The following is a 23,359-nucleotide window of genomic DNA, read 5'->3' as shown; positions in this document are numbered from 1 at the left end:
CGCTGAAACTCCGACAAATGCGGTCCCATCACCGCGTACCGCCGCGCCACCGAGTCCGCCAGATCCGCCATAGCACAACCGTAGCGCCCGAAACCAGCAAAAACGACGTTATTTAATCACGAGTCCTAAGCCGGTGCCGCCCGGACGTGAGGATGACGTTCGACGGGGCGTCGAATCGTGCCCCGAGCAGGCGCTGTCGTTCCGAGAGGATTGCTAAGCGGTCACGCGACGTCGATGACCATTGCGGCGCCCATCCCGCCGCCGGCGCACATCGACACCACCCCGATCCCGCCGCCGCGGCGGCGGAGTTCGTTGATCGACGACACCAGCATTCGAGCGCCGGTCGCCGCGATCGGATGGCCCAAACTGATGCCCGAGCCGTAAACGTTGACTATCTCCTCGTCGAGGCGTAGCGCTCGCGTGCAGGCGATGACTTGGGCCGCGAAGGCTTCGTTTATTTCGAACAAGGCAACATCGCGCAGGCTGCGGCTGGCCAGAGCCAATGCCTTGGGGATGGCGTCGATCGGCCCGCTTCCCGTGCGACTCGGCAGGACACCGACGAATGCCCACGACAAGACCCGCGCAAGTGGATCGCGATGTTCATGCGGGGCGGCCAGTGCGACCATCGCGGCGGCGTCGTTAATGCCCGAGGAGTTGCCGGCAGTGATGGTGAAGCCCTCGATCTCGGGGTGGAGCACCTTCAACGAACCGAGCGTCTCCAGCGTGGTGGTACGGCGCGGATGCTCGTCTTCCTGGAATGGCACGGTGCTGCCGTCGGGCAAAACGACGTCAACGGGAACGATCTCATCAACAATCGAGCCGGCATTGATGGCTTTGACAGCACGCTGATGACTACGCAGTGACCAGACGTCCTGGTGATGCCTGCTGATCCCGTATTGCTGTGCACAGTTGTGTGCGACGGTGATCGACATGTCCATCGCCGGCGCCTGCGGCGGTGATGGGTGTCAATACGAGAACCACGGGTCGATCCAGTCGTCGGGGTTCGTGCCGCTGCGGTATGGCTTGCGTTTGCGTACCACGGGCGCGGTTGAACAGGATTCGACACCACCGGCCAGCACTGCCCGAGACATGACGGCTGTGATTGGCCGCAACCCAGCGCTACTGCGGTCAGGCTGGAAGCGCACTGCCGATTCACCGCCATCCCGGGAGGGCGGTGAGGCCGAGGTCGACCGCGGTGTAGCGGGCCATATCGCCACCTCCCCGATACACCTCGGCGAGGAGAAGGTCATCGAAACTGTCCGGCCGCGGTCGGATCGCTCGATGGCCGCGGTGATCACCGGTTCGGCCAGCTGCGTGGCCCCGACGGCGGCCAACGAGCCTTTCCGCGACGTGCCTATGGCCGTGCGTGCTGCCGCGACGATGACGGCGGGCGCTTGTGTCGTCATGACTTCCTTGGCGAGGTGACATCCGGGCAGGTCTTAATCATATGGATAAACTAGCGTAAATCGAGAACTGTCGACTAAGGCTAATGCGTCCGGAGGCTCTGAGAGTGAACTATTTTCCGGCGATTGAATCGTCTGCGTGACAACCGAAGTGGGCATCAACGAACACGGCCGGGTGTCCCGCGCCGACAAGTGTCGACCCCAATCACGACCGTCGGCGCTGCGCATCAAAGACAAGATGCTCGCTGCGGCTCGGCGAGCACTCGGATTTCCCGATTAGGTCCCACCTTGGTTCATGCGTGGCCTGACCGAGTTGCACTTGGAATTCCTGCCGGCATGAAGGTCTGGGTCGACGACCAGTGCTGCCGCGGGCACGGCATGTGTCTGACGCTGTGTCCGGAAGTCTTCAGCCTGACCGATGATGGCTACGCTGAAGCGATAAGCCCTGAGGCCCCAGCGGGATTCGAAGCGGCCACCCGCGAGGCCATCGAGTGCTGTCCGGAGCAGGCGATCAGAGAGCGGTGCCTGGATCAGCCGGGTAGGCCGTCGACGCCGGCTTTGCCTTGAGCGCCCTGTTGGCCAGGCCCGCCCGATATGCCGTTCGGGGTTCCAGTACCGCCCACGCCGCCCTGACCGGGATCTCCACCGGTCCCGCCAGCGCCTGCCATGCCGCCCGCACCGGAGGCACCCGAATGCCCGAACAACCCCCCGGCGCCTCCGACAGCGCCATTGCCGCCATTCCCGCCGTCACCGCCGTCTCCGCCGTCTCCGCCAGTGCCGCCATTTCCACCGACGCCCTGCGAGGAGTTGAACCCGAATCCGCCTTGGCCGCCGGCGCCGCCGAGGCCGCCGGCATCGCCGTGTCCGCCGGCCCCGGCGTTTCCGCCCACGCCGCCCACTCCACCATCACCGATCAGTAGACCGCCACGACCGCCGACCCCGCCCGCGCCGCCGCTGCCACCGTTCCCGCCTGCGGCGCCAACGCCACCGGCGCCGCCAGTCCCTCCTGCGCCCCCGATTCCGCGGAATCCGCTAGTGGTACTGCCTTGTCCGCCCGTGCCGCCGGTACCGCCCGAGGCACCCGTACCGCCTGTACCCCCGGTGCCGCCTGTGCCCCCTAGGCCCGCAAAGAGGGCGTCACCTCCGGTGCCGCCCATGCCGCCCGACGCGCCGCCGCCGCCGGCGCCTCCCGCGCCACCCGGACCTCCGACGGTGGCTCTCTGGGGCGGGACATTGATGAAGTTGGACTCTGCCGTGCCGCCTGTGCCCCCCATGCCGCCAGGGGCGCCGAAGCCACCGTCACCCCCCACGCCGCCGGCGCCGCCCATTACTGGGCTGGTGAAGCCAACGCTGCCGCCAGCGCCGCCTGCGCCACCGTTGCCGCCAGGCTGACCAACTGTCGCTGTGCTGACTCCATGGGCTCCGGGCCCGCCGGGGTTTCCGTTGCCGGCGGTGTTACTTGCACCCGGAATACCCGATTGTGCTGCCGGACCTGCTGGCAGGGGACTGGGGTTGGCACCTGCGGCGCCAGTTGCGCCCAGCCCACCGTTGCCACCAGATCCGCCCTGGCCCATGAAGACCGCAGGTCCGCCGGCGCCGCCGCTGCCGCCGTTACCACCTGGGATGGTGGCGTTGCCGCCGGCCCCGCCGTCCCCGCCATTGCCGTAGAGGAACCCGCCCGCGCCGCCGTTGCCGCCGCTTGCACCTGGTGCGCCCAGCCCACCACTACCGCCATTGCCGAGCAGTCCAGCGGCGCCCCCATGGCCACCGTTAGGGTGCGCGCCGCCACCGGAACCGCCGTTGCCGCCGTTGCCGACTAGAAGCCCGCCCGCGCCGCCGTTCTGGCCGGTCCCGGCTGCACCGTCGGTGCCGTTGCCGATCAGCGGACGCCCCAACAACGCCTCGGTGGGCGCATTTACTAGGTCAAGCAAACCCCGCTCCACAGACTGCAACGGCGACGCATTAGCCGCCTCGGCAACGGCATAGGCATCCGCACTCGAATACAAGGCCCGCACAAACTGCTCGTGATGCGCCGTCACCTGAGCACTCACCCGCTGATAAGCCCAGCCATACCCAGAAAACAGCGACGCCACCGCCACCGACACCTCATCAGCACCCGCCGCCAACACCGCCGTCGTCTGCGCCGCTGCCGTCTCACTCACCGAACGCAGCGACGACCCGATACCCACAACATCAGCTGCTGCCGCCCCCAGCACCTCCGGGCTAGCCACCACAAACGACACCACGTCGATCCCCTTTGTTCGAATGCATGTAGCTACCCAGCCACTCCTCCACCGACCACCCTCGCCTGCTTAGGACCGCAGCGCCCTCGATCAAAAGGCGGATTCGAAGGATGAAAATTTCTCCCCCAACTGGAGGAGAACACCACCACCACAGACACCGAACAACACCATCAACCAGCCTCTACCCACCACCCAAAGACATTCCCCTAGTGAGCTCGGCCTCGGACCGCCGAGGTGGACGGTCGGGTTGGGTGGGTTGAGCAGGCTGCGCATGTGGCGGTGGTTCGGGGGTCCGTGACGATGACCGATTTCTGCTCCGGAGGCTTGCCGGTCCGCACCGTCGACAGGTCGATGCCGAAGGCCGAAGAGTACGCCAACCTAGCGCCACTGCGGTCAGGCTGGAAGCGCACCGGCGCTTCACCCCATACGGGGGAGGGCGGTGAGGCCGAGGTCGACCGCGGTGTAGCGGGCCATATCGCCACCTCCCCGATACACCTCGGCGAGAAGAAGGTCATCTAAACCGTCCGGCCGCGGCCGGACCGCTCGATGGCCGCGGTGATCACCGGTTTGGCCAGCTGCGTGGCCTCGACGGCGGCCAACGAACCTTTCCGCGACGTGCCTATGGCCGTGCGTGCTGCCACGACGATGACGGCAGGCGCTTGCGTCGTCATGATTTCCTTGGCAAGGCGATATCAGGGCAAGACTTGATCATATAGATAAACTAGCGTAAATCAAGAACTGTCGACTAAGGCTGATGCGTCCAGAGGCTCTGAGAGTGAACTATTTTCCAGCGATTGAATCGTCTGCGTGCCAACCGAAGTGGGCATCAACGAACACGGCCGGGTGTCCCGCGCCGACAAGTGTCGACCCCAATCACGACCGTCGGTGCCGCGCATCAAAGACAAGGTTCTCGCTGCGGCTCGGCGAGCACTCGGATTTCCCGATTAGGTCCCACCTTGGTTCATGACGTGGACGTCATCACGCGGATGGGACGCGGCTGCGCGGGTCGTCGACCTCCTTTGTTGTTCGTGCACGGCGTCTTTCACGGCGCATGGTGCTGGGACGAGCATTTCCTTGACTTCTTCGCCGATCACGGCTGGGATTCATATGCGCTAACCTTGCGCGGCCATCATTGCGGTGATGACATCCGCATGCTCCGGACTTGTCGGATCAGGGACTACGTCGACGACGTACGATCAGTCGCCGATCGGCTGCCCAAAGCGCCGGTGCTTATCGGGCACTCGATGGGCGCATACATCGTCGGGAAGCTCGTCGAGCGCCGACATGCGCCCGCGGTGGTTCTGCTGACGCCCATGCCGGGCGCAGATGCATTGCGTACACCGCTGTTACGCCGCAACCTGCTTCCTCTTGCGGCCAGTCTTGCGCGTGGCCGACTCAAGCCCATCGTGGGCACTCCTGAACGGTGCCGCGCCGCCTTCTTTTGTCAGTCCACCCCCGACCATGTCGTTGCACGGTATACGTCGATGCTGACCGAAGAGTCTATCGCCGCGGTGGCCGACATGATCCTCGGCCGCCGGCCACGAGTGCCGCCGGTCGGCGGACCTCCCGTCCTCGTCATGGGCGCATCCGACGACGGCATCTTCTCCGCGCGGCAGATCCGTGCGATCGCCGCCCGATATGCGACCGCGCCCGTGATCGTTGCGCGCACCGGGCACGACATGATGCTCGACGACACGTGGAAAGTCACGGCCGGACACATCGATGCCTGGCTCACGACCGTACTAACCAGGCCGCGGTAGCCCGCCACTGAGCCGCTTAATCATGTTGGGGCAGCAGCATTTCGCTTTTCCCCCCCAATAACGGGCGGGAGGTGTTCAGCGGGTTGTGCCGAAGACGAGTTCCTCCTAATATATCGAACGGTATATTAGGAGGAAGAATGAGTGTTCCAAGGTTCGGCGACTTCGAATTTCAGGCGGTCGTCGACGCGTATGAGCCTAAGCTCGTCGATCTGCATCCCAGCGAGTTGCGGCACGGTTTGAGCCTTCAGGTCCAGTACTTCTACGGCGGGTTACGCGATGCTGACGGCGCGACGTGGGCCGTCGAGCGAAAGTTCTGCGGCCCCATGACCGGCGGGCTGTGGCTGATGAACGACTCCAGTGGTGACCTCAATCTGCATCCGGGCGCGTTCGATAGCGCGCGAGGCGAATCACTACGTACCATCGAGCCGTCGCGACGACGCTGGACCAATCACCTGATGCATGCGATGGCGGAACGTTTCGGCGTGGCCGGTCAGCCGCTCGATCTGGCTATCGACGACGATGGCATCACTTGGGCTGAAGGCGATTTGCTGTCCATAGCGGGTCCGTTGCAAGGTCCCGGGTTCCAGTTCTGCATGCCGGCGCGCACGGAGCCGCTCTTCTACACGACCCAGGTCTATTGGGTGACTGGGACCATCGCCGGCAAGCCGGCGGAGGGCTTCGTCGGTCTGGACCACGGATATTTCCAACCCGGTGTCGAGTGGAAGGAGTATCGGTACTTCAAGGATCTGGAGATCTCTTGGGAAGTGTTCGGCAACAAATTCACCGACGGGGCCGTCGACTACGGGGTGATCGTCAAAGGCCGCCAAGGTTGGTCGGGTGCGGCGACTTTCGACGCCGGCAAGTTGGTTGCCAAGACCGATCGGCTGGGTGCGACCTATCGGCTCGACGGCGAGGGCTTCATCGAGCAGGCCCGATTCGACATCGATGGACAGGGCTACACATTTACCGGTAGTGAGCGTGGCAAGATGCGCCATTTCGGTGAAGCGCGATGGGCCGGCTACACCTCGCAGGCCGGCATTACCCGACGTGACGGCGATCCGCGTGCCCTCGATGTGGGGTTCACCTGGATCGAGTTTTTCCCAGGGCGCATCAAGAGCGATCACCTTGTCGCGGGGTGACCGCCCGAAAAAGCCCACAACGACGCCCTTCTGGCCGTCCGCCCGCGGGTGAGTCAAGTGTCCGAGATGGACTGCTGCGGGCGGCCGCGACTCGCTTCAGTCAAGACGGCTACGCCGGCGTCAGCATCCGCACGATACTTGCCGATGCGGGCGCGACCGCGCCCGTTCTGTATCACCACTTCGGTAGCAAGACAGGCCTTTACGTGGCGGTCGCCACCACCGCCCAGCAGCATGTCCTTGATCGGTTCGCCGAGGCAATCGCACCGCATAGTGAGGTCGCGGACAAGGTTTGGGCAATCATTCGCGCCGTGGTGCTGCTTCGTCGTGAGCACCCCAACGCTGCACGCCTCTTTCAGACCGTGCAGCACGATGTCCGCCGCTACCCCGAACTCCGCGCATTGCGGCGATACGACGGCCACTTCACCGACTTTTGGGCCTCGGTGGTCGGCTCCGCGGCGCCGGAGGGTCTGGCGCTTGGGCTGCGGGCCATTGTCGAAGGTCTGCTGTCGGTTGGCGGTTCGGCGGCAAAAGACCACGACCTCGACGCTGCCGCAACCGCCCTCATCGCGATGCTCAGTGTGGGGCTGCCCGGGTTGCAACCGGGAGGCATCGTCCAAGGATATAGATAATCTCTACCCAGAACCGTTGACATCCGCGCGCTGTCAGCCCTACATTCGTCCCGAGGCATCGGCTCGAGTGCAGGGCGAAGGCGAGTGGCAGACGCGGCGTACGATCCGACAGCGCAAGGCGCCATCGGTCACGGCCTGCGATCCAGAAAGGCGACGACGGATGCGCTCGTGCAGTGATTCACCTGCCGGCCCCGGGAGCTGACAGGTGGCCACCGTTTATCACGGGCGTCCGATCGAGCCATATCGACTCGGTGTGCTGATCGACCTCCCGGAACATCCGGGGCTCAGCGACTGCTGGCCGGATGCGGTCCGGTTGGCGAGCGAGGACGTCAAGGCGCGCGGTCTGCTCGAACGCGACGTTGAGGTGGTGGTCCGCGAGGTCTACGCACAGCCGTGGACGTCCGCTCACGGACTGATCAAGGCGTATCGCGAGCTTGTCGAAGACGCCGGGGTGCTCGGCGTGGTAGGCCCGTTCACCTCCGACAACTGCCTTGCCTTGCTGCCCGAGATCGAGCGCCGGCAAGTACCCACCGCCACCATCTGTGGATCGGTCCGATTCGTCGGTGATTACGCCTATGCGTTCGCCAACGGCGGGCTCGCCGACGAGCCAGCAGTGATGGCGGCCTGGCTGCAGGCCAACGGCCACCGTCGGATCGCGGTGCTGCGCGAACGCACTCAAATCGGTGAGGAATATGCGGAATTCTTCCGCTACGAGCTGCAGCCGCAGAACCTGGTCATCACGGCCGAACCTCCGGTGTACCCGGCCACCAGCGTCGAAGAACTGGTGGAAGCGCTCACTGTCTGCCGCGACTCCAAGCCCGACGCGCTGGTGTACCTGGGTCTGGGGGGAGTGAATCAGTGGATTCGCCCGGCGCTCGAGCAGATCGACTGGGATCCGCCGCGCATCCAGACGACCGCATTTGTCAGCGCCACCTACACCGAAGAACGCGCTCGTCGGCTCGAGGGCTGGGTCGGCGTTGACCAGTACCACGAGGGCAACGAGGTGTTCGCGGCGGTGCGTGAGAGGTTCCGCAAGCGTTTCGGCTACGACTACGCGACCTCGGGGCTATCCACCGGATACGACATTGGCCATGCGTTTGCTCTCGCGCTCGGGAGAATGCGCTACGCCACGCCGACCGCGCTGCGGGACGCGATGGACACGCTGCGCCGCATCCCTGCGTGTACCGGTGGACCCGGCACGATCATCACGCTCGGCCCTCGCGACCACCGCGCCTACCAGGGAGCAGACTTTTTGGTGCTCCGGCGCGCTCACGGCGGAACCACATCGCTGGAAGGCCTCGCCTCCGTCGTTCCCTGGGAACAACCGTCATGAGGATCGCCGTCACCGGTGCAAGCGGAGTGTTCGGGCGCGGTATCGCCGCCCGGCTGCGTTCCGAAGGGCATGAGGTCGTCGGGTTGGCCCGACACCGGCCCCGGAACTGGTCCTCCGACAGCCATTTCGTCGAGGCCGACATCCGCGATGCGGCTAGCGTTGACCGGGCAGTCAACGGCGCCGACGTCGTCGCGCACTGCGCGTGGGTGGTCAATTCCAACCCCGATGCGAAACTGACCCGCGACATCAACATCGGCGGCACCCAGAACGTCCTCGACGCGATGGACCGATCGGGAACCCGCCGGATCGTCTTCGCGTCGTCTGTCCTCGCCTACGGCGCCCGACCATCGGGTGGGAACCGGCTCAACGAACAAGATCCCCTCGCTCCCTCACCTGATCATTTCTACGCATTCCACAAGGCGCATGTCGAAGGCCTGCTCGCGGGGTGCGGCAAAGAGTGGGTTGCGATTCGTCCGGGCATCGTGGTCGGCCGTCACGTCGACAACACCGTCATGCGCTTGCTCGGTTCGCCCGCGTTTCCCAACGTCGGAGGTTCCGCCGACCGGCCGCTGCAGATTGTGCACACCGACGACGTGCACCGGCTCTTCGTCCGCGCCGTGCTGGGACACGAGACCGGACCGGTGAATCTGGCGGCGCGGGGCGAGCCCACCGTCCGTGACATCACCGCGAAACTCGGCCGCCGGCTGTTCCCGGCACGCAAACGGCTGATCGACGCCGGGCTGGGCGCGCTATATCGTCGCGGACTCGTCGAGGCGTCACCCGCAGAATTCGAGCTGCTGTTGAACTTTCCCATCATGGACACCGGTCGGCTGGTGCACGAATGGGGTTACTCGCCTGCCTGGAATGCTGAGGAATGCCTGGACGACTTCGCACTCGCGGTTCGTGGTCGAGCCGTTGTCGGCAAGAAGGTCTTCACACTGCCCTGGCGGATCGCGCTCGTACACGACGTCCCTGCGATCGACGAAGCACCGGCCGACGGTGCACCGCTGCACCATGCCGGGCCCGAGGGCCGCAACGGCGAATTCGACACACCAATCGACCCGCGGTTCCCGACATTCGTTGCCACCAACCTGTCGGAGGCACTGCCCGGGCCGTTCACACCGGCCGCGGCGTCGTCCACGGTGCGAGGTCTGCGAGCCGGCGGCGTATCGATCGCGCAGCGGCTGCGACTGCGCGGCGTCATCGGCCGAGAGGTCGCCACGCGTGCGATTGGCACCTTCGGGCACCGCTTGTACGGCGGCGTGACGTCGGTGTACTACATGGCTGAGTCGATGCCGGGCACCAAGCCCGACAGCATGATCGAGCAATTCTTTGGACGCGAACTCGGCGATACCCCGGTCTTCGGCCGTGAACGTCCCCCGCGCGAGCGATGCAGTATCGCCAGGCGGCTGACGGACGTGCTGCTGGTCGGGCTGACCGGCCTGGGACTGGTCGCCGGATCCCGGCGGGAATCCACGACGTTCGTCGGCGATGTCGACCGCCTCGAAGGCTTGTTGCCCGGCGAGTTGTCCGACCTCGACGATAGCCGCCTGGAGAGTCTCATCTTGTTGGCCCGTGATTTGGTGGTGCACGGCTGGGTGCTGTCGGCGTGGGCCGGAATGTTGTGTACGGCGTCGGCAACCGCCGCAGCACGCCTCGGCGGTGGCGGTCTGCCAGCCGCCGGTCGGGAGGTGGCCAGTGGCCGGGCACTTGAAAGTCTGGAGCGGCTCACGGATTTGGCGCGAGCCCATCCGGCGGCGGTCGACGCGCTTTCGGTCGAACACGACGTGCTGGCCGCAACGCGGGAGCGCGCACCCGAGCTGTATCGGGCGATCGTCGCCGACTTGTCGAAGATCGGGCACCGCGGGCCGGCCGAATGTGAGTTGCGCTCGGTCACCTATGGCGACGATCCCGAACAATTCACCCGCATGATCGCCAAGTCGCTTGCGCACCAACAGCAAAGGGTCGAAGCAAACCACCTTCCACCTATTCCCGCGGCACGCGGCCGGCTGGCTCAGCGGCTGGCGGGACGGCAACTATGCGATCGAGAAGTCCGCCGAGACAAGGTCGTTCGGGCGACGTGGATACTGCGTCAGCTGCTGCGCGACCACGCACGGCGGCTCGTCGAGCGCGACATCATCGATCAGCTCGACGACATCTACTTCTTCCAGGTCGATGAGCTCGAGGCGTTGCCGCCCGACGCCCGCGGACTGGTGGCGCGTCGGCGCGCCGAGATGGCTCGACTGGCGTTGGTGCGGCCGCCACCGGCGTTCAGCGAATCCTGGACCGCGGCGACGGACGCGTCGCGACTGGAGCCCGGCCGGTCGCTGCATGGCCTGGGCGTGAGTGGCGGACGGATCAAGGGACGCGTGCGCCTGGTCGACCAGCACACGATCGACGAACTGCTGCCCGGCGAGGTGCTGGTGGCGGACGTCACCGACGTCGGCTATACACCGGCATTCGCCTACGCCGGCGCCGTCGTCACCAATCTCGGCGGCCCAATGTCGCATGCGGCCATCGTCGCCCGGGAATTCGGCGTCACCTGCGTGGTCGATACCCGCAATGCCACCCGACGGCTGCCCGCCGGCGCACTGGTAGAAGTCGACGGATCAACCGGGGAAATAAGGCTTCTCGAGGCCGCGATCGATCAGACTCCGCCAGCACATCGTGAATGCTGACGTTCCACAACCTGCGCTCGGCCACGCAGACCGGGCCCCGTCGAGATGAGAAACCATGGTAGATAACCACATTCGCACCAGCGGACACTACGGGTTCCAACCGGTCGCGACGCTGATCGAACCGACCGCAAGCGCTCATTGGAATGACGTTGCCGGACTGAAGATGGACATGCAGTACTTCTATGGTTCGGTCCGGTCGGAAACAGGCGACTACTGGTGGCCCATCCGTGGCTTCTACCGCGAGCGGGCGCGGTTCCTGCACCTGTCGGAGTCGAAGATCGGCGGAGACTTCGTCTACGCCACCGACGAAACCAGCTCGTACGGGGGTCCTGTGGAGCACCGCCAGAGCGACGGCCGCTGGGAAGTGGTGACTCCCCAGGGCGCGGCGCTGATGGCCGTCGACGACCATCGGATGGAGTGGAACGACGGCACCGAACTGTCCATGACCGGTGAGCTGGTCGGGCCGGGACTGCAGTTCTTCACTCCCGATGCAGACGACCCGATGGCGTACACGTCGCGCCTTTTCAAGACCACAGGGACGATCAAGGGTGTTCCCGTCACGGGGCTCGTTTTCCACGACAGCATGCATTCCAAGCCCGGCAAACGATTCATGAGCGGGCCGGTGATCACCAAACTCGAAGCCGCATGGGTCGCATTCGCGACGGAGTTCGAAGACGGCGCGGTGCACTCGGGACACCTCATCCACGGAACCGAAGATTTCAACTTGATGATCGTTCACCGCAGCGATGGACCACCCCTGATAGCGCACGACATTGTCGTGGCAGCCGAGCTTGATGGGGAACCGGAGTCCGAATCCGCTTATCCGGCCATGGTTTCCTACATCGGCGGCGGCGAGACCTGGCTGTGGGAGGCGGCCCCCGGCGGGCGGTGCCCGGTGCGGAAAGACCTGCTGGCCGGCCACCGCTGGCGGCAGGGCTGGGTCCACCACGTGGATGAAAAGCGGCGGCCGAAGACTACCGAAGCACTGATGGAGACCTACAACGGCCGGCTGGTCGAGACCGGTGCCCTCCGGCAGCAGATTGCCCACTGACCATGGGTTCCCCACGAGGTTCTTGGCGGTGGCCGTCGCGGCGCCGCGGCAACTTCGACTTCCGAAGTCTGGTCAGTACCTGCGAGTTCGCGGCCCGGGATGCCTGGTGCGAACGCGAGTTCTTTGGGCTGCGGCCGATGGCCACCTACTGGTGGAGCTGCCTGACCGATGACGAGGGCAACTTCTTGGCCCCGATGCGCAAGGTCAACACCGAACTGTCTGGTGGCCTACAGTTGTCGTCGAATGTCGGCACCGACAACCTCGAAATCGCGCCGGAAGCCTTCGCATCGTCACACCGCGGAGCCGGGGTTCGCTGGACGCTGGACGAGGGTGAGTCGTCGTTCAGGGTGGCCGCCGAACCCACGCCGTATAGCCAACCATTCTCGTTCACGGTGTCCGACAAGAAATTTCACTGGTCCGAAGGTGAACTACTCGACCTGCGGGGCGCTCCACTGGGGTTGGGATATCAGTGGTATACGCCCAACATCGACGAGCGCGGTGGGAATCTCTATGCGTCGCAACCTTTCCGGGTCACCGGTCAGGTTAGCGGACATGAAGTCCGCGGCTTTGTTTCGATGGACAGCTTCTACGGGCCGACGGGCCAGGTATACAACAATGGTCCCCTCTTCAATATCGTGGAGCTGGCCTGGGTGACGTTCGGCAACATTTACGGCGACGGCTCGCATGAATTCGGTGCGCTATGTCTTGGCAAGGAGCATTGGGGTTTCGCCGTGGTCGCAGATCAGGACGGGCCGATCGTCGAGTCCACCGAACTCACCGCCGAGGTGCAGTTGGACGACGACCGGTACGTGGAGACCGCTGTGTACGCCACCAGCGACAGCCAGTGGCGCTTTACCGCCGTCAAGCGGGGTCAAATGCGCTCGCTTGCCGCGGCGCGCGGCGATGCCTACCACGGCCAAGCGGGATCGGTTCGCCGCGTCGGCGACCAGCGCGTGCCCGAGACGTCACTGGCGTGGATCGAGACTTTCCCGCTCAACGGACTCGACCGGCGATACACCGGTGCACGCAGGTCGTAGCGTTGTGAAACTGGCCGGGCGGCGATGCATTTCGAGTCAGACCGTCACAACAGCAAGGACCATGTCGACAAGAGATTCTGCGAGTTGATCACCCCGCTTGCCGAGCGTGCCGGCGCGGCCCGGCGGTGTCGCCATGTAGTGCATGAGCAAGCCGCCGAAGATTGCGTCGAGAAGCAACGTGACCGGGGTGCGTGGCGGAAGGTCACCTCGAGAGACGCCACGACGCGTAATGCGCCGTACCGCCGAAACGTTGGCTGCGACAAACGCTTCCCATCGTGGTGCCAACTCTGGAACGCACCGAGCCTCAGCGGCCAGCCGTAAAACACTGTCTCCCAGATCGCTGGTCAGCATGCCGAGGATGTTCCGCGCAAGGACGAGCAGATCTCCGCGGACCGTTCCGGTATCGGTGTCGAGCGGCATGTCGATACGGGTTTGCAGCGAGTCCAAGAGCAGCGACGTGGCGTCGGGCCAGCGTAGGTAGATCGATGACTTGCCCACCCGCGCTTCTCGCGCCACCGCGTCGATGCTGAATCCCGTCCAGCCGACCCGAGCATAAAGCTGACAGGCCGCTGATCGGACCCTTTCCTCGACGGCAGGGTCCCGGGGCCGCCCGGCGCCGGTATTGGCCGATTCGGTCATACGTGTCCTAGGGGTTCGTGTACGGAATCCGTCCGTATTTAATGACCGTCGCTGGTGAAGCAACGGGCTCGTGAAGCAATAAGCATGGTATCGGGCGACCCTTCGCCAAGGCTGGGAAGCGGCATCGCGGCATTGCCATGATTCGTCATCGATTCTTCCACCGCGGCTGCCGTTTCTGGGCGAATGCTGTCATGCCCTCAAAACAGTCCTCGCTGAAGAGCAACTCGTCGATGACGTCACTGGGCGCGTTGATCGCAGTGAACACGTCGGCTTCCTTCGCCGCCTCCTGGACCAACTGCAACGTGAGGCGTACGGAGGTCGGGGACGCCGCAAGGATGTCGGCGGCCAACTCCCGCGCGACTGTCATTGCGGTCCCGGCCGGAGCGACTCTATTGACGAGTCCGTGACTTCGCGCCTCGTTGGCGCTCATCTGACGCCCGGTCAGCAGCAGCTCGTTGGCCAGTACGGGCGGCAGTGCCCGCGGCAATCGAACCGCGCCGCCGGCTCCCGCGACGAGTCCGACCTTGACCTCACTGAGTGCAAAGATTGCGTTCTCGTCAGCGACGATCAGATGGCACGCCAGCGCTGTCTCGAGTCCCCCTCCCATCGCGAAACCGTTGACTGCGGCGATCACCGGCTTGGTCATGGTCTTGCGGTGGGTGATACCGGCGAATCCTGACTTGGGCACGTACACCGGTTTCCCACTTGCCGAATATCGCAGATCGTTTCCGGCACAGAACGCTTCAGGTCCTGCGCCGGTGAGGATCGCTACCCACAATTGCGGATCGGCGAAATACGCATCGAAGATCTCGGCGAGTTCCTCGTTCGCCGGTGGATGCAACGCATTGCGGACGTTTTCCCGGTTGATCGTCACTTCCAGGAGGTGGCCATCACGGTGCACCGTGGCGTACTCATAGGAGTAGCGGAAAGTCGGAGGCCGCTGCGGGCAGAGCTCCTGCATCCGGTCCTTGGTCAGCGCGACGCGGTTCCCGTAGCCGAACGCCTTCACGTAGACGCGTTGACCCACCGGCTGGTCGGCCGTCTCCAGCATCGCGATGAGCTCCTCATCAGCCTCAACCGCGTTGGCGAGGAACCGGCGGCCGTCCGATTCGAGCCGTCCGACCACCACACCGAGCTTGCCATTGCGGCGATGTTTGACGGTGTAGGTTTCCACGGTTGCCCAGCCATCGGCTTGGACGGCATGCCCAACAGCGGGTGCGGCGTCGATGCTCGCCTGCAGCTCGCTGCTCCGGTCCCTGCGCAACTCTCGCGGCGTGGTGCTGTAGATGCCTACCGAGTACTTCGACAGCACGCCGCCGTTGGCGCCGACCAATCCTAGGGAGCCAGGCGCCGCGCGGACTCGCCGAACGATCTCGGCGATCGCATGCATCGAGTAGTTGTTGCCAGGTCCGCCGAAGAAGGGCAAGCCGCCAGTCACCGTCAAGCCGCGGGGGTCGTCGGCGGCAAGTTTCAGACCGTCGATGACGTTGAACACCGCAATCGGAAAGCAGCTGTAGAAATCGAAGAAGTCGATGTCATCCAGCGTGGCGCCGGCGACCTCGAGTGCGTGCAACACGGCCTGGACCGCTGCGGGGCTGTGGCCGATATCGGGGCGGTCGAAGAAGTTTCTTTCGCGCAGATCGGCCTGGCCGTGCAAGAAGACCCACCGGCGGGGATCGATGCCCAATTCACGCGCGACTGTGACGCTGGTGAGCACGATGGCCGCTCCTTGGTTGACCTTTTCCCGCGCCACGACCAGACGGGGGTAAGGGTCGACGATCATCCGGTTGTGTTCATTGACGTTGACCAGGTGCCTCGCCGTATGCGGCTGCGGCGCAACGGAATAGGGGTTCGAAGCGGCCACGTGCGTAAACGGTTCGAACAACTCGCCCATCGCTTGTGCATACCGCCGCCGGGACTCCCCGCGCGCGGCCCGGCGGGCGTTTTCGAGCAGCGCGTATTGTGAGGGCGCATCGTCGAGCCCATGCATCAGCTGCTCACGGGAGATCAATCCCTTGAGGCCGAACCCGCGATCTTCCAGGTCGCCGGGCGGGTCGTCGGAGAAGTCAGGACGGTCTGATTGGTGCGCGAAGTGGTGCACCGTCGAGACCGCCTCGGCTCCCGCGAGCAGCACACCGTCACTCTGCCGGTGCAGCACAGCTCGGGTGAACTCGTTGACAAGGTGTTGGGGGGACTGGCCGCCGCTGACTTCGAGCACCGCGCGCCGCGGCTGGACGCCGAGTCGACTGGCGACCGAACGCGGGAAATTCGTTGATCGTCCCAACGGCGATGCCGCCCCCGGAGTGGAGTTTTCGAACTGTCGCGTGGTCGCGACCGTGTCGACCGCTGCCAGGACCGTGGCGCTATCGACCGCGGTGTCCGCAACGGCATCACGCGCTGCGGCTACGGCAAGATCGATCGGTGAGCGCCCCTGATAGTGCTCGTCGTGGAGACCCTCAGCCGCTTGTCCCACCCCGACAATCACCGGTGTCCGCGGATCAAGATCGTCAAGAGTGTGCATCGGATCTTCTGGTCGCTGCGCGCCTCTCATCACTGGGACTTTATATCGGACGAATTTCGTCCAGCAATGAGGTGGTGTTTGGCCCCACGCACCACGCCGGTGCAACGGGCAGCAGCTGCGCCCGCAACTGACGCTGTATTGGAGGTCCGCAGCAGCACGTATAGTCCTGATTGGCATAAGATCACGGCTCCCGTGAGGGGACAGCGCGATGAAGGCGATGAGCGGTTTGGACCGCCTTTTGCTCAATGTTGAATCCGAGCAGCAACCGATGGACGGGGCCGGAATATTCCTGCTGGATCCATCCACCGCACCTGACCGTCACGATTACAGCCGGGTCAAAGCCGAGCTTTCCGCCCGGATCCCGCGGATACCCGTCTTTACCCGGCGCCGCGTCGCCGCACCGTTCGGCGTGGGCTATGAGCAGTGGGTGACCGACCCCGACTTCTCGATCGATCGCCATCTCAAGCATGTGGGCGCTCCGGCCCCTCACGACTTGTCGGCGCTGTGTGATTTGGCGGTGTCCTTGCTTGATGAGCCGTTACGGCACGACCGCCCGCTGTGGCAGATGTACTACGTCGACGGCCTCAGCGATGGCTCTGCTGCTCTCATTGTTCGCATCCACCACGCAGCTGTCGACGGCGTCGGCGGAATGGAGATGCTGGCTCAGCTCTTCGACCACGAGCCCCGTGCCGTCGATCCGACCCTCTCGGCGTGCCGCGTCGACGGTGAACGGGTCCCCGGACCGGCCGAAATGCTGGTCAGGTCGATACCGGACCAGATGCTCACGCCCGTCAGATTGGCATATCGTGGCCTTCTGGTGGCGTGGCCTCTGGTTCGCGGCATTGCCCCGCGCGTCGCCGGGCTGTTGCAGCCCGGCCGTGGCACCATCCCCGAAGCCCGTGTTACCGAAGAGTCACCGCAACCACCTGCGGCTCAACGTAGTTCGGGCCACACCCCGCAAACCGTGTTCAATCGGCAATGCGCGAGCCCGAGACGCTCGCTGGCACTGTTATCGATCCCGATGGCTGATGTTCAACGGGTCAAGAGTCGCTTCAACGTCACGCTAAACGATGTCCTGCTTGCCGTGACCAGTGCGGGCGTCGCGGATTATCTGCGCGGGCGCGACGAGCTTCCCGCTGAGCCGCTGCGGGTGGTGTCGCCGGTCAACATCCGCGACGAAGCAGCCGAAGAAGGCGCTGGTAATCATTTCACTTTCATGATGATCGCTATTCCGTCGGACATCGCCGATCCGGTCGAACACCTTCTCGTAATCTCCGGCCTGGCCAAGAAGAACAAACCTCAGCGCATCGCAACAAGCCGCACTCGCCGCAAGGCCACCGGTCAAATAGTGAGCAGCGTGAACCGAATGATCGACGCCGTGCCCGGCGGCTCCTGGCATATGCTGGCGCACTTGCTACATACGCCACTTTTCGCCGCATTTCCAACCGTGGCGAACTACATGGTTTCCGACATCCCCGGCCCTGAGCAAAGGCTCTATCTCGCCGGTGCGGAAATGACCCATCTCTACGGGCGCAGCATGGCGGGAGTCCCCATAGGGTTGCTCATTCACTGCATCAGTTACGCAGACAGCCTTGACTTCGGCTTCACCGCCCTGGCAGAGCTGGTTCCCGATCCTGAGCGGATTGCCGACGGCGTCCAACGTCGCTTCGAACTGCTGCTGGCGGCTGCCGAGGATAGTGCGAAAGCCCCTGCGCCTTCGCCCAAGACATCGGATGTGCAGACCGAGGCGCCGAGCCCATAGTTCGCATCGTTGGCGAGCGGTCCGAGGATTTCTTCGGGGGCGATCGCTGTCGATGCTTTGACACCGTCGAAAAGTGTTGGCGTGATCAATTATCCGCCGGCCGGCTCGCCAAAGTGCAACCGGTCATGGGTTTTTCACAAGGGCTGGCAGCCGCCTCTGTGCAACCAAGCGTGACAGTGCCACTGCGAGTCGTGCTCCGGTGCCGGCCAAAGCCTGCCGCTGACCTCGCATAAGTGCGTTATAGCCCGCCTGGGCCACTGCGGCCGGCGAACCAGCCTTACCTTTCTCAAACATGGTATGCAGCAGCGACTTCCCGGCGAATTGATCGATACCACTGGCCCGGGCAAAATTCGTCTGTGTTGCTCCTGGGGTGAGGCATGTGACAGTAACCCCGTAGGGTTTGAGTTCAGCGGCTAGGGCATAGCTGAATGTATTCACGTAGGACTTGCTGGCGCCATATGAGGCCATTCGGGTCGACGGCACCATGCCGGCTGTTGAGCCGACATTCAGGATGGCGCCGCGATGGCGCTGTTTCATGACCTTGCCGAAGAGCATCGACATTTTGGTCAATGTGACGATGTTCAGTGTCAACATCTGTGCCACGCGCTCGGTCGAGAGGTCTACGGCGTTGCCAAAACAGGCGAACCCGGCATTGTTGACGAGGATGTCAGGCATCCAGTCGTTGTCCACGCACCACGAGAACAGCTCGTCGCCGGCATCGGGTGCCGCCAAATCCATCTGCAGCGTCTGCAGTGACCTGCCCTGCGGATCGAGCTCAGCCGTTAACGTCTCCAGCTCTTGCTGCAGCAAACTGACGGCGAGGACACGCGAGCCGTCGGCCACAAATAGCCTTGTAAACTCCTTGCCGATGCCCGCACCGGCGCCCGTCACAAGAACGTTGGGTGAGGACATGGCGGATCGATCACCTACTATTTGCCCTCGCTATGGGGCGTCGGGCGTCTCGTTTGAGCCTGGCAGTCAGCAATCGCGATAACGGTACGGGTCACGTACAGAAATTCATGGTCAGGTTAGCGGTCGACATCGGGGGTTGGCAAGAGGATCGCAATTACGCTCCTCGATGAACAACTGCGGGTATCAGCTACCTGACACACCGGTGAGGCGCTGCCGAATTCCGCAACCTGGCCGCGGCTATTCCGGTGGTGGTTGGTAATGCGCCGCTGAGTTCCGCAGTTGCCAGATCTGGGCAGGGCATAGCAGATTTACCGCATATGAGACCAGGTAGTTAGCCGCAAACTCATCGTTGGGGGTCACGTCACTTTTCACATCACCCATCACTTGGGCGTAGCTCTGGCCCTGGGTGACCTTGTCGCAGATCCCGTAGCCGTAGCCGATGGCGTCATTGTTCGGAAAGTCGTAGTGGCGCCGCACCATCACGTCATAGACGTACTCCACTTCGGGTGCTGGGGCAGCCTGCGCCGGTGGGGCTATCGTCTGCGTGATTCCGCCGGCGGCAGCGACGGCGACGATCAAAGCGGCGAGCAACGTGCCGCGCTTCATGGCCGGCGCCCTATGCAGTTGTACCGACGCCGCGGGTGGATCGCCGGTCGCACTGTCCCACTGAACCGGTCTGCTAGGGGGTCGGCCGACACGGAGGGTGCGACCGTCATGGCCAGAACAGTTCGAGGCGCCAATTCTAAGGCGGCCAAGGCATTCCCGTTGTCTGTCGCACCTATGACGGGCAGTTGTCGTCGATTCCTGCGGCGTGTCATATCGCCCCTCCGGTAGGGGATGGCCGTGCGGTGTGACGCGCGATTGCCGCGCGTGGCGAGATTGTATAACTCCGCCGGCAAATCCTGTACGGATGTCGGACCGAAATGTACGTCGGGCTAGGTCAGGGGGGTCCGGTCTACAACGTCGAATGTCCTCTTGTCTAGCCGCCTATTCTCTATATGATCTAGCGGAAACATGGATTTTTCGTGGAACAGGCTTGTGGCCTCGACCGAATGTCGTGATCACCGGCGCGAGCGGTACCTGGTATGGCATCGCGCATCGCCGGAAGGGAGACCTGATGGACATCCCGAACCTCTCCGCCGAAGCCGGAGGTGCCTCTTTTGTTGCCCCGCCGGGTGTCCGTGTGCAATTCGAACACCATCGGATCCGCCTTCCGGGCGGGCACCGGGTTGGCGTGTCGGTGGGTGGTCGAGGTATACCGCTGGTTTTCTTCCATGGCATCGGGCTGAACCGTCATGTCTACCTGCGGCTGGTCAACAGGTTGCCCCAGCTAGGGTTTCTGGTGGCAGCAATCGACGCACCCGGTCATGGAGATACGCATGCGCCGGCGCGTGGCCACGACACCTTCGAGGAACGGGTTGCGATCACCGAGCAGGTGCTGGATTCACTCGGCATTCGGCGTGCTGTCCTGGTCGGCCACAGCATGGGCGGGCGCACTGCGGCCGAACTGGCTGCACGGCGGCCGGAACGCGCGCTGACGATCATCTTGATCGACCCGGCGCTGGGAGAAGCCTTCGACGCCTCCCGCAGCAGGGTTTCATCACCGACCAAAATGGGCTTGGGGCTGGCCGCAGGCCTAGTCGACCTCTTCAGGGACCGAGTAGGGCTGCGGGGTAACGATCACCTTTGGCACACGCGGACGTTCGTGGGGATCCTTGCTCGAACTGCGGTCCGGCCCGGTCCGCTCCTTGCAGCGGCCCGCGCAATCGCAGCGTCGGAGCGCTGCAACCGTGCGTTGGGCATATTGGCCGAACACTCGACGCCGGTCGCTATCGTGCACGGTGAGAAAGACATGCTGGTGAGCCTCGAATCTGCGGTCAGCGCGGCGCGTCTTTGCGGCGGCACCCTCGTCACGCTTCCCGACGCTTACCACTCCTGGGTATTGTCCACGCCTTGGACGTTCTCAGCGATCGTGCGCCAGTTGCTCTCCGAGCATCGACTCGGGATCGAACTCGACCACGCGCTGGCTAGCAAGGTGACGCGTTCGACGCCCGACCCGTGGTACGCACCGAACTCGCCGGTCCTCTCCATGGCGGCACCGGTGCGCGTACTCGGCCGGGCAGAACCGACCGGTACACACCTGTATCACCAGTTCAAGATCTGGGACGCGGGCAGCTTCCCAAAGCGGTTCGAATCTCGACAACCTTTGCCGCCGCGTTGACGCTCCACTCTTCAACACGGCCATGAGAGGCGTCTGCAAGAACAGCACGGAGGTCAGGTCGTGAGAAGCGAATGGGCGGCTACGGCCCTGGCCATGTCGATCGGTGTGGCTGTCGTGGGGTGCAGTCTTGACGTCAAATCGGTGCGTATTGACACCGTGGGCAACCACGATTGACCGATGTGGATGATCAAGTTTCGCCTCGCATCACGCGCCTTTGCTGCTAGGCTAGTCGCCGCCAAGACAGGTTGAGTTTGCTCGCTGCGCGTCCACCACGATGCGTCTCAGCGGTGTTCAACGAAACCAGCAAAGAATCTTCGGGGTTGAGCCGCGATCAGGATCTTGCGCCGCTCGCATCAGCTGGATAAACCCGTCGTAGCCGATCCTTCCGGCTGGTGCGCGATTTTGGAAGATCATTATTGGCAGCTGACCAGGGCACGCCCAAACCCAACCCGTCCATCGGCAAGAACAGGTAGTCCGGGCGATTGTTCGGCGAGCTAACCGCTTACCCGCCGGTTGCCGGCGTTGCCGGCGAATACGCGGGAGGCGGGTAGACACCCCTGAGGATCCAGGCGAACCAGTTGATGGCGTATTCGACCTCGTCGCTGCCGTCGTAGTCAAGACTCGGATCCATGTGATAACCCTTCGAAGTTGCTTCGCGATCCTTCTGCCTTCGGCTCCCGATTATTGCACTAGCATAACTACGTTAAAAGAGTTAGCGACGACGGCAGACGCTGGTGGGGAAGGTTGGGCATGAAGTTCGGTCCGATGCTGCTGCGGAAGGCGTTGGCGGCAGTGCTGAGTCTGACATTTCTAACGTGGGTCTCGACGGGTGCAGCCAACGCCGCGAACGTCGAAAACCTGATGGTCCCGTCGGCGGCAATGGGCCGCGACATCCCGGTCGCGTTCATGGGCGGCGGGCCACACGCGGTCTATTTGCTCGACGCCTTCAATGCGGGCGACGCCGTTAGTAACTGGGTGACCGCAGGCAACGCGATGAACACGCTTGCCGGCAAGGGCATCTCCGTGGCGGCCCCGGCTGGCGGCGCCTACAGTCTCTACACCGACTGGGAGCAGGACGGCAGCCGCCAGTGGGAGACGTTCTTATCAAGCGAACTGCCGAATTGGTTGGCCGCGAACAAAGGCCTGGCATCCGGAGGCCACGCCGTTGTTGGGGCCGCACAGGGCGGCACCGGCGCGTTGATGCTGGCCGAGTTCCACCCGGACCGGTTCCGCTACGCGGGATCAATGTCGGGTTTCCTGTACCCATCGAACACCTTCGTCAACGGCGCAATCACCGAGGGCATGATGCGGTACGGAGGCGTCGACACTCAAGCCATGTGGGGTGCCGCCCAACTGGGTCGATGGAAGTGGCACGACCCTTACGTGCATGCCGGGGACTTGGTGAACAACAACACTCGGGTGTGGATCTTCAGCCCGCAAACTTTGACGGCCAGTGATCCGGCCGCCATGATCGGCTACGCCGACCAAGCGCAGGGCACCAATAGTTCATTCTTTGCGTATTACAAGCAGGTCGGTGGCCACAACGCACACTTCGACCTTCCTCCCAGCGGTGACCACGGTTGGTCGTCGTGGGGGCCTGAACTAGCTGCGATGTCAAGCGATTTGGCCGCGAACATCAGATAATTGCTGGCATACGCGGCTAGTTGGACCGTCTGGTCTTCTTGCCGGAATGAGCGCCGTCCCGGCGTTCGGCGAGGGGTTCGGTTGCGGGAGGTTCGATCACGACTCGTGCGGTCGAGACATCTGCGAGCGCGGCGCTGGAAAGCTCAAGTGGCAGCCGGTCGGACGGGCGACGATTTCTGTGCCCGGCCGGCGCACTCGTGCGCCGGTGCGTGAGCCGCGTGTTCGCGGGCATCCAGGGTGAGCACGTGGGGGTGGGGTTCCGGCGCTGGCGGTGAGCAGTGTGTGGGGTTGCGGTAACCCGATTTGTTGTTCGTGCTGCCGGGGCGGCACGGTGATCAGGTCAGTTGGTAGGCGACGGCCCTCCCGTCGTCTCTTCCCGGAGTGCTA

General features: G+C 64.0%; 19 protein-coding genes and 2 pseudogenes. 13 read left to right on the top strand and 8 right to left on the bottom strand.

Annotated features, from left to right (window positions below; translation table 11 throughout):
• Nucleotides 1-221 precede the first annotated feature (221 nt).
• Nucleotides 222-1,406, bottom strand: a pseudogene (locus tag EET03_RS28465) (thiolase family protein).
• A gap of 136 nt (nucleotides 1,407-1,542) precedes the next feature.
• Between EET03_RS28465 and EET03_RS30585 the strand changes: the two are divergent.
• Both EET03_RS30585 and EET03_RS28460 read left to right on the top strand, forming a co-directional pair.
• The gene (locus EET03_RS30585; protein WP_167470735.1) at nucleotides 1,543-1,683 is read left to right on the top strand and encodes a hypothetical protein; all 141 of its coding nucleotides are present in this window, start codon (nucleotides 1,543-1,545) and stop codon (nucleotides 1,681-1,683) included.
• 56 nt (nucleotides 1,684-1,739) lie between these two features.
• The gene (locus tag EET03_RS28460; RefSeq protein WP_082274875.1) at nucleotides 1,740-1,970 is read left to right on the top strand and encodes a ferredoxin; all 231 of its coding nucleotides are present in this window, start codon (nucleotides 1,740-1,742) and stop codon (nucleotides 1,968-1,970) included.
• Here EET03_RS28460 and EET03_RS28455 read toward each other — a convergent pair.
• Nucleotides 1,934-3,646 carry a PE family protein gene (locus EET03_RS28455; RefSeq protein WP_099194496.1) on the bottom strand — a complete coding sequence of 571 codons (1,713 nt, stop codon included), beginning with the start codon at nucleotides 3,644-3,646 and terminating at the stop codon, nucleotides 1,934-1,936. The two genes, EET03_RS28460 and EET03_RS28455, sit on opposite strands and share 37 nt — an antisense overlap.
• A 300-nt stretch (nucleotides 3,647-3,946) precedes the next feature.
• On the opposite strand from EET03_RS28455, the gene EET03_RS28450 reads away from it, so the two are divergent.
• Nucleotides 3,947-4,165: a hypothetical protein gene (locus EET03_RS28450; protein WP_136625778.1), complete on the top strand. Its 219-nt coding sequence runs from the start codon at nucleotides 3,947-3,949 to the stop codon at nucleotides 4,163-4,165.
• Here the strand turns inward: EET03_RS28450 and EET03_RS30580 are convergent.
• Nucleotides 4,162-4,317, bottom strand: coding sequence for a hypothetical protein (locus tag EET03_RS30580; protein WP_167470734.1), 156 nt, complete (start codon nucleotides 4,315-4,317; stop codon nucleotides 4,162-4,164). The genes EET03_RS28450 and EET03_RS30580 overlap by 4 nt on opposite strands.
• A 297-nt stretch (nucleotides 4,318-4,614) precedes the next feature.
• Between EET03_RS30580 and EET03_RS28445 the strand changes: the two genes are divergently transcribed.
• From EET03_RS28445 to EET03_RS28415, 7 genes are all read left to right on the top strand, one after another.
• Nucleotides 4,615-5,406 carry an alpha/beta hydrolase gene (locus EET03_RS28445; RefSeq protein ID WP_082274876.1) on the top strand — a complete coding sequence of 264 codons (792 nt, stop codon included), beginning with the start codon at nucleotides 4,615-4,617 and terminating at the stop codon, nucleotides 5,404-5,406.
• 323 nt (nucleotides 5,407-5,729) lie between these two features.
• Nucleotides 5,730-6,545: a hypothetical protein gene (locus tag EET03_RS28440; protein ID WP_244232584.1), complete on the top strand. Its 816-nt coding sequence runs from the start codon at nucleotides 5,730-5,732 to the stop codon at nucleotides 6,543-6,545.
• Nucleotides 6,542-7,174: a TetR/AcrR family transcriptional regulator gene (locus EET03_RS28435; RefSeq protein ID WP_167470733.1), complete on the top strand. Its 633-nt coding sequence runs from the start codon at nucleotides 6,542-6,544 to the stop codon at nucleotides 7,172-7,174. The genes EET03_RS28440 and EET03_RS28435 overlap by 4 nt, the downstream gene beginning before the upstream one ends.
• A gap of 205 nt (nucleotides 7,175-7,379) precedes the next feature.
• Nucleotides 7,380-8,507 (top strand): ABC transporter substrate-binding protein, encoded by a 1,128-nt coding sequence (locus tag EET03_RS28430; RefSeq protein WP_075544731.1) that lies wholly within the window; start codon nucleotides 7,380-7,382, stop codon nucleotides 8,505-8,507.
• The gene (locus tag EET03_RS28425) at nucleotides 8,504-11,185 is read left to right on the top strand and encodes an NAD-dependent epimerase/dehydratase family protein (protein ID WP_075544732.1); all 2,682 of its coding nucleotides are present in this window, start codon (nucleotides 8,504-8,506) and stop codon (nucleotides 11,183-11,185) included. The genes EET03_RS28430 and EET03_RS28425 overlap by 4 nt, the downstream gene beginning before the upstream one ends.
• Before the next feature lie 55 nt (nucleotides 11,186-11,240).
• Nucleotides 11,241-12,236 carry a hypothetical protein gene (locus EET03_RS28420; protein ID WP_075544733.1) on the top strand — a complete coding sequence of 332 codons (996 nt, stop codon included), beginning with the start codon at nucleotides 11,241-11,243 and terminating at the stop codon, nucleotides 12,234-12,236.
• Between the two features lie 2 nt (nucleotides 12,237-12,238).
• On the top strand, nucleotides 12,239-13,273 hold the full coding sequence (locus EET03_RS28415) for a hypothetical protein (RefSeq protein ID WP_075544734.1): 1,035 nt from the start codon (nucleotides 12,239-12,241) through the stop codon (nucleotides 13,271-13,273).
• 36 nt (nucleotides 13,274-13,309) lie between these two features.
• On the opposite strand, the gene EET03_RS28410 is transcribed toward EET03_RS28415, so the two are convergent.
• Nucleotides 13,310-13,912, bottom strand: a complete 603-nt coding sequence (locus EET03_RS28410) for a TetR-like C-terminal domain-containing protein (protein WP_075544735.1) — start codon at nucleotides 13,910-13,912, stop codon at nucleotides 13,310-13,312.
• A gap of 145 nt (nucleotides 13,913-14,057) precedes the next feature.
• Nucleotides 14,058-16,433, bottom strand: coding sequence for an acetyl-CoA acetyltransferase (locus tag EET03_RS28405; RefSeq protein ID WP_075544736.1), 2,376 nt, complete (start codon nucleotides 16,431-16,433; stop codon nucleotides 14,058-14,060).
• Between the two features lie 208 nt (nucleotides 16,434-16,641).
• On the opposite strand from EET03_RS28405, the gene EET03_RS28400 reads away from it, so the two are divergent.
• The gene (locus tag EET03_RS28400; RefSeq protein ID WP_075544737.1) at nucleotides 16,642-18,195 is read left to right on the top strand and encodes a wax ester/triacylglycerol synthase family O-acyltransferase; all 1,554 of its coding nucleotides are present in this window, start codon (nucleotides 16,642-16,644) and stop codon (nucleotides 18,193-18,195) included.
• Nucleotides 18,196-18,318: 123 nt separating this feature from the next.
• Here EET03_RS28400 and EET03_RS28395 read toward each other — a convergent pair whose 3' ends face one another.
• Nucleotides 18,319-19,107 (bottom strand): SDR family NAD(P)-dependent oxidoreductase, encoded by a 789-nt coding sequence (locus EET03_RS28395; protein WP_082274878.1) that lies wholly within the window; start codon nucleotides 19,105-19,107, stop codon nucleotides 18,319-18,321.
• Nucleotides 19,108-19,344: 237 nt separating this feature from the next.
• Complete coding sequence (locus EET03_RS28390; protein WP_099194494.1) at nucleotides 19,345-19,713, bottom strand: DUF732 domain-containing protein; 369 nt, start codon at nucleotides 19,711-19,713, stop codon at nucleotides 19,345-19,347.
• A 304-nt stretch (nucleotides 19,714-20,017) separates the two neighbouring features.
• Here EET03_RS28390 and EET03_RS28385 point away from each other — a divergent pair, with 304 nt between their 5' ends.
• Nucleotides 20,018-21,328: an alpha/beta fold hydrolase gene (locus tag EET03_RS28385; RefSeq protein ID WP_082274879.1), complete on the top strand. Its 1,311-nt coding sequence runs from the start codon at nucleotides 20,018-20,020 to the stop codon at nucleotides 21,326-21,328.
• A gap of 502 nt (nucleotides 21,329-21,830) precedes the next feature.
• Here EET03_RS28385 and EET03_RS32155 read toward each other — a convergent pair.
• Nucleotides 21,831-21,959: pseudogene (locus EET03_RS32155) on the bottom strand (hypothetical protein); the annotation flags it as partial.
• A 119-nt stretch (nucleotides 21,960-22,078) separates the two neighbouring features.
• Between EET03_RS32155 and EET03_RS28375 the strand changes: the two are divergent.
• Nucleotides 22,079-22,972, top strand: coding sequence for an esterase family protein (locus EET03_RS28375; RefSeq protein WP_075544741.1), 894 nt, complete (start codon nucleotides 22,079-22,081; stop codon nucleotides 22,970-22,972).
• Nucleotides 22,973-23,359: the final 387 nt, after the last annotated feature.

Origin of the sequence: Mycobacterium innocens, from assembly GCF_900566055.1 — a bacterium.
In the GTDB taxonomy this organism is placed as follows: domain Bacteria; phylum Actinomycetota; class Actinomycetes; order Mycobacteriales; family Mycobacteriaceae; genus Mycobacterium; species Mycobacterium innocens.
Note: the sequence above shows the minus strand (reverse complement) of the source record. Positions and strands in the feature narration are given on the sequence as shown.

Coding starts and splice junctions, on each gene's coding strand:
- EET03_RS30580 (WP_167470734.1), bottom strand. CDS start 4,317: ATGACGACGCAAGCGCCTGCCGTCATCGTCGTGGCAGCACGCACGGCC.
- EET03_RS28375 (WP_075544741.1), top strand. CDS start 22,079: ATGAAGTTCGGTCCGATGCTGCTGCGGAAGGCGTTGGCGGCAGTGCTG.
- EET03_RS28440 (WP_244232584.1), top strand. CDS start 5,730: ATGACCGGCGGGCTGTGGCTGATGAACGACTCCAGTGGTGACCTCAAT.
- EET03_RS28400 (WP_075544737.1), top strand. CDS start 16,642: ATGAAGGCGATGAGCGGTTTGGACCGCCTTTTGCTCAATGTTGAATCC.
- EET03_RS28385 (WP_082274879.1), top strand. CDS start 20,018: ATGTCGGACCGAAATGTACGTCGGGCTAGGTCAGGGGGGTCCGGTCTA.
- EET03_RS28420 (WP_075544733.1), top strand. CDS start 11,241: ATGGTAGATAACCACATTCGCACCAGCGGACACTACGGGTTCCAACCG.
- EET03_RS28415 (WP_075544734.1), top strand. CDS start 12,239: ATGGGTTCCCCACGAGGTTCTTGGCGGTGGCCGTCGCGGCGCCGCGGC.
- EET03_RS28410 (WP_075544735.1), bottom strand. CDS start 13,912: ATGACCGAATCGGCCAATACCGGCGCCGGGCGGCCCCGGGACCCTGCC.
- EET03_RS28425 (WP_075544732.1), top strand. CDS start 8,504: ATGAGGATCGCCGTCACCGGTGCAAGCGGAGTGTTCGGGCGCGGTATC.
- EET03_RS28450 (WP_136625778.1), top strand. CDS start 3,947: ATGACCGATTTCTGCTCCGGAGGCTTGCCGGTCCGCACCGTCGACAGG.
- EET03_RS28390 (WP_099194494.1), bottom strand. CDS start 19,713: ATGAAGCGCGGCACGTTGCTCGCCGCTTTGATCGTCGCCGTCGCTGCC.
- EET03_RS28395 (WP_082274878.1), bottom strand. CDS start 19,107: ATGTCCTCACCCAACGTTCTTGTGACGGGCGCCGGTGCGGGCATCGGC.
- EET03_RS28405 (WP_075544736.1), bottom strand. CDS start 16,433: ATGCACACTCTTGACGATCTTGATCCGCGGACACCGGTGATTGTCGGG.
- EET03_RS28460 (WP_082274875.1), top strand. CDS start 1,740: ATGAAGGTCTGGGTCGACGACCAGTGCTGCCGCGGGCACGGCATGTGT.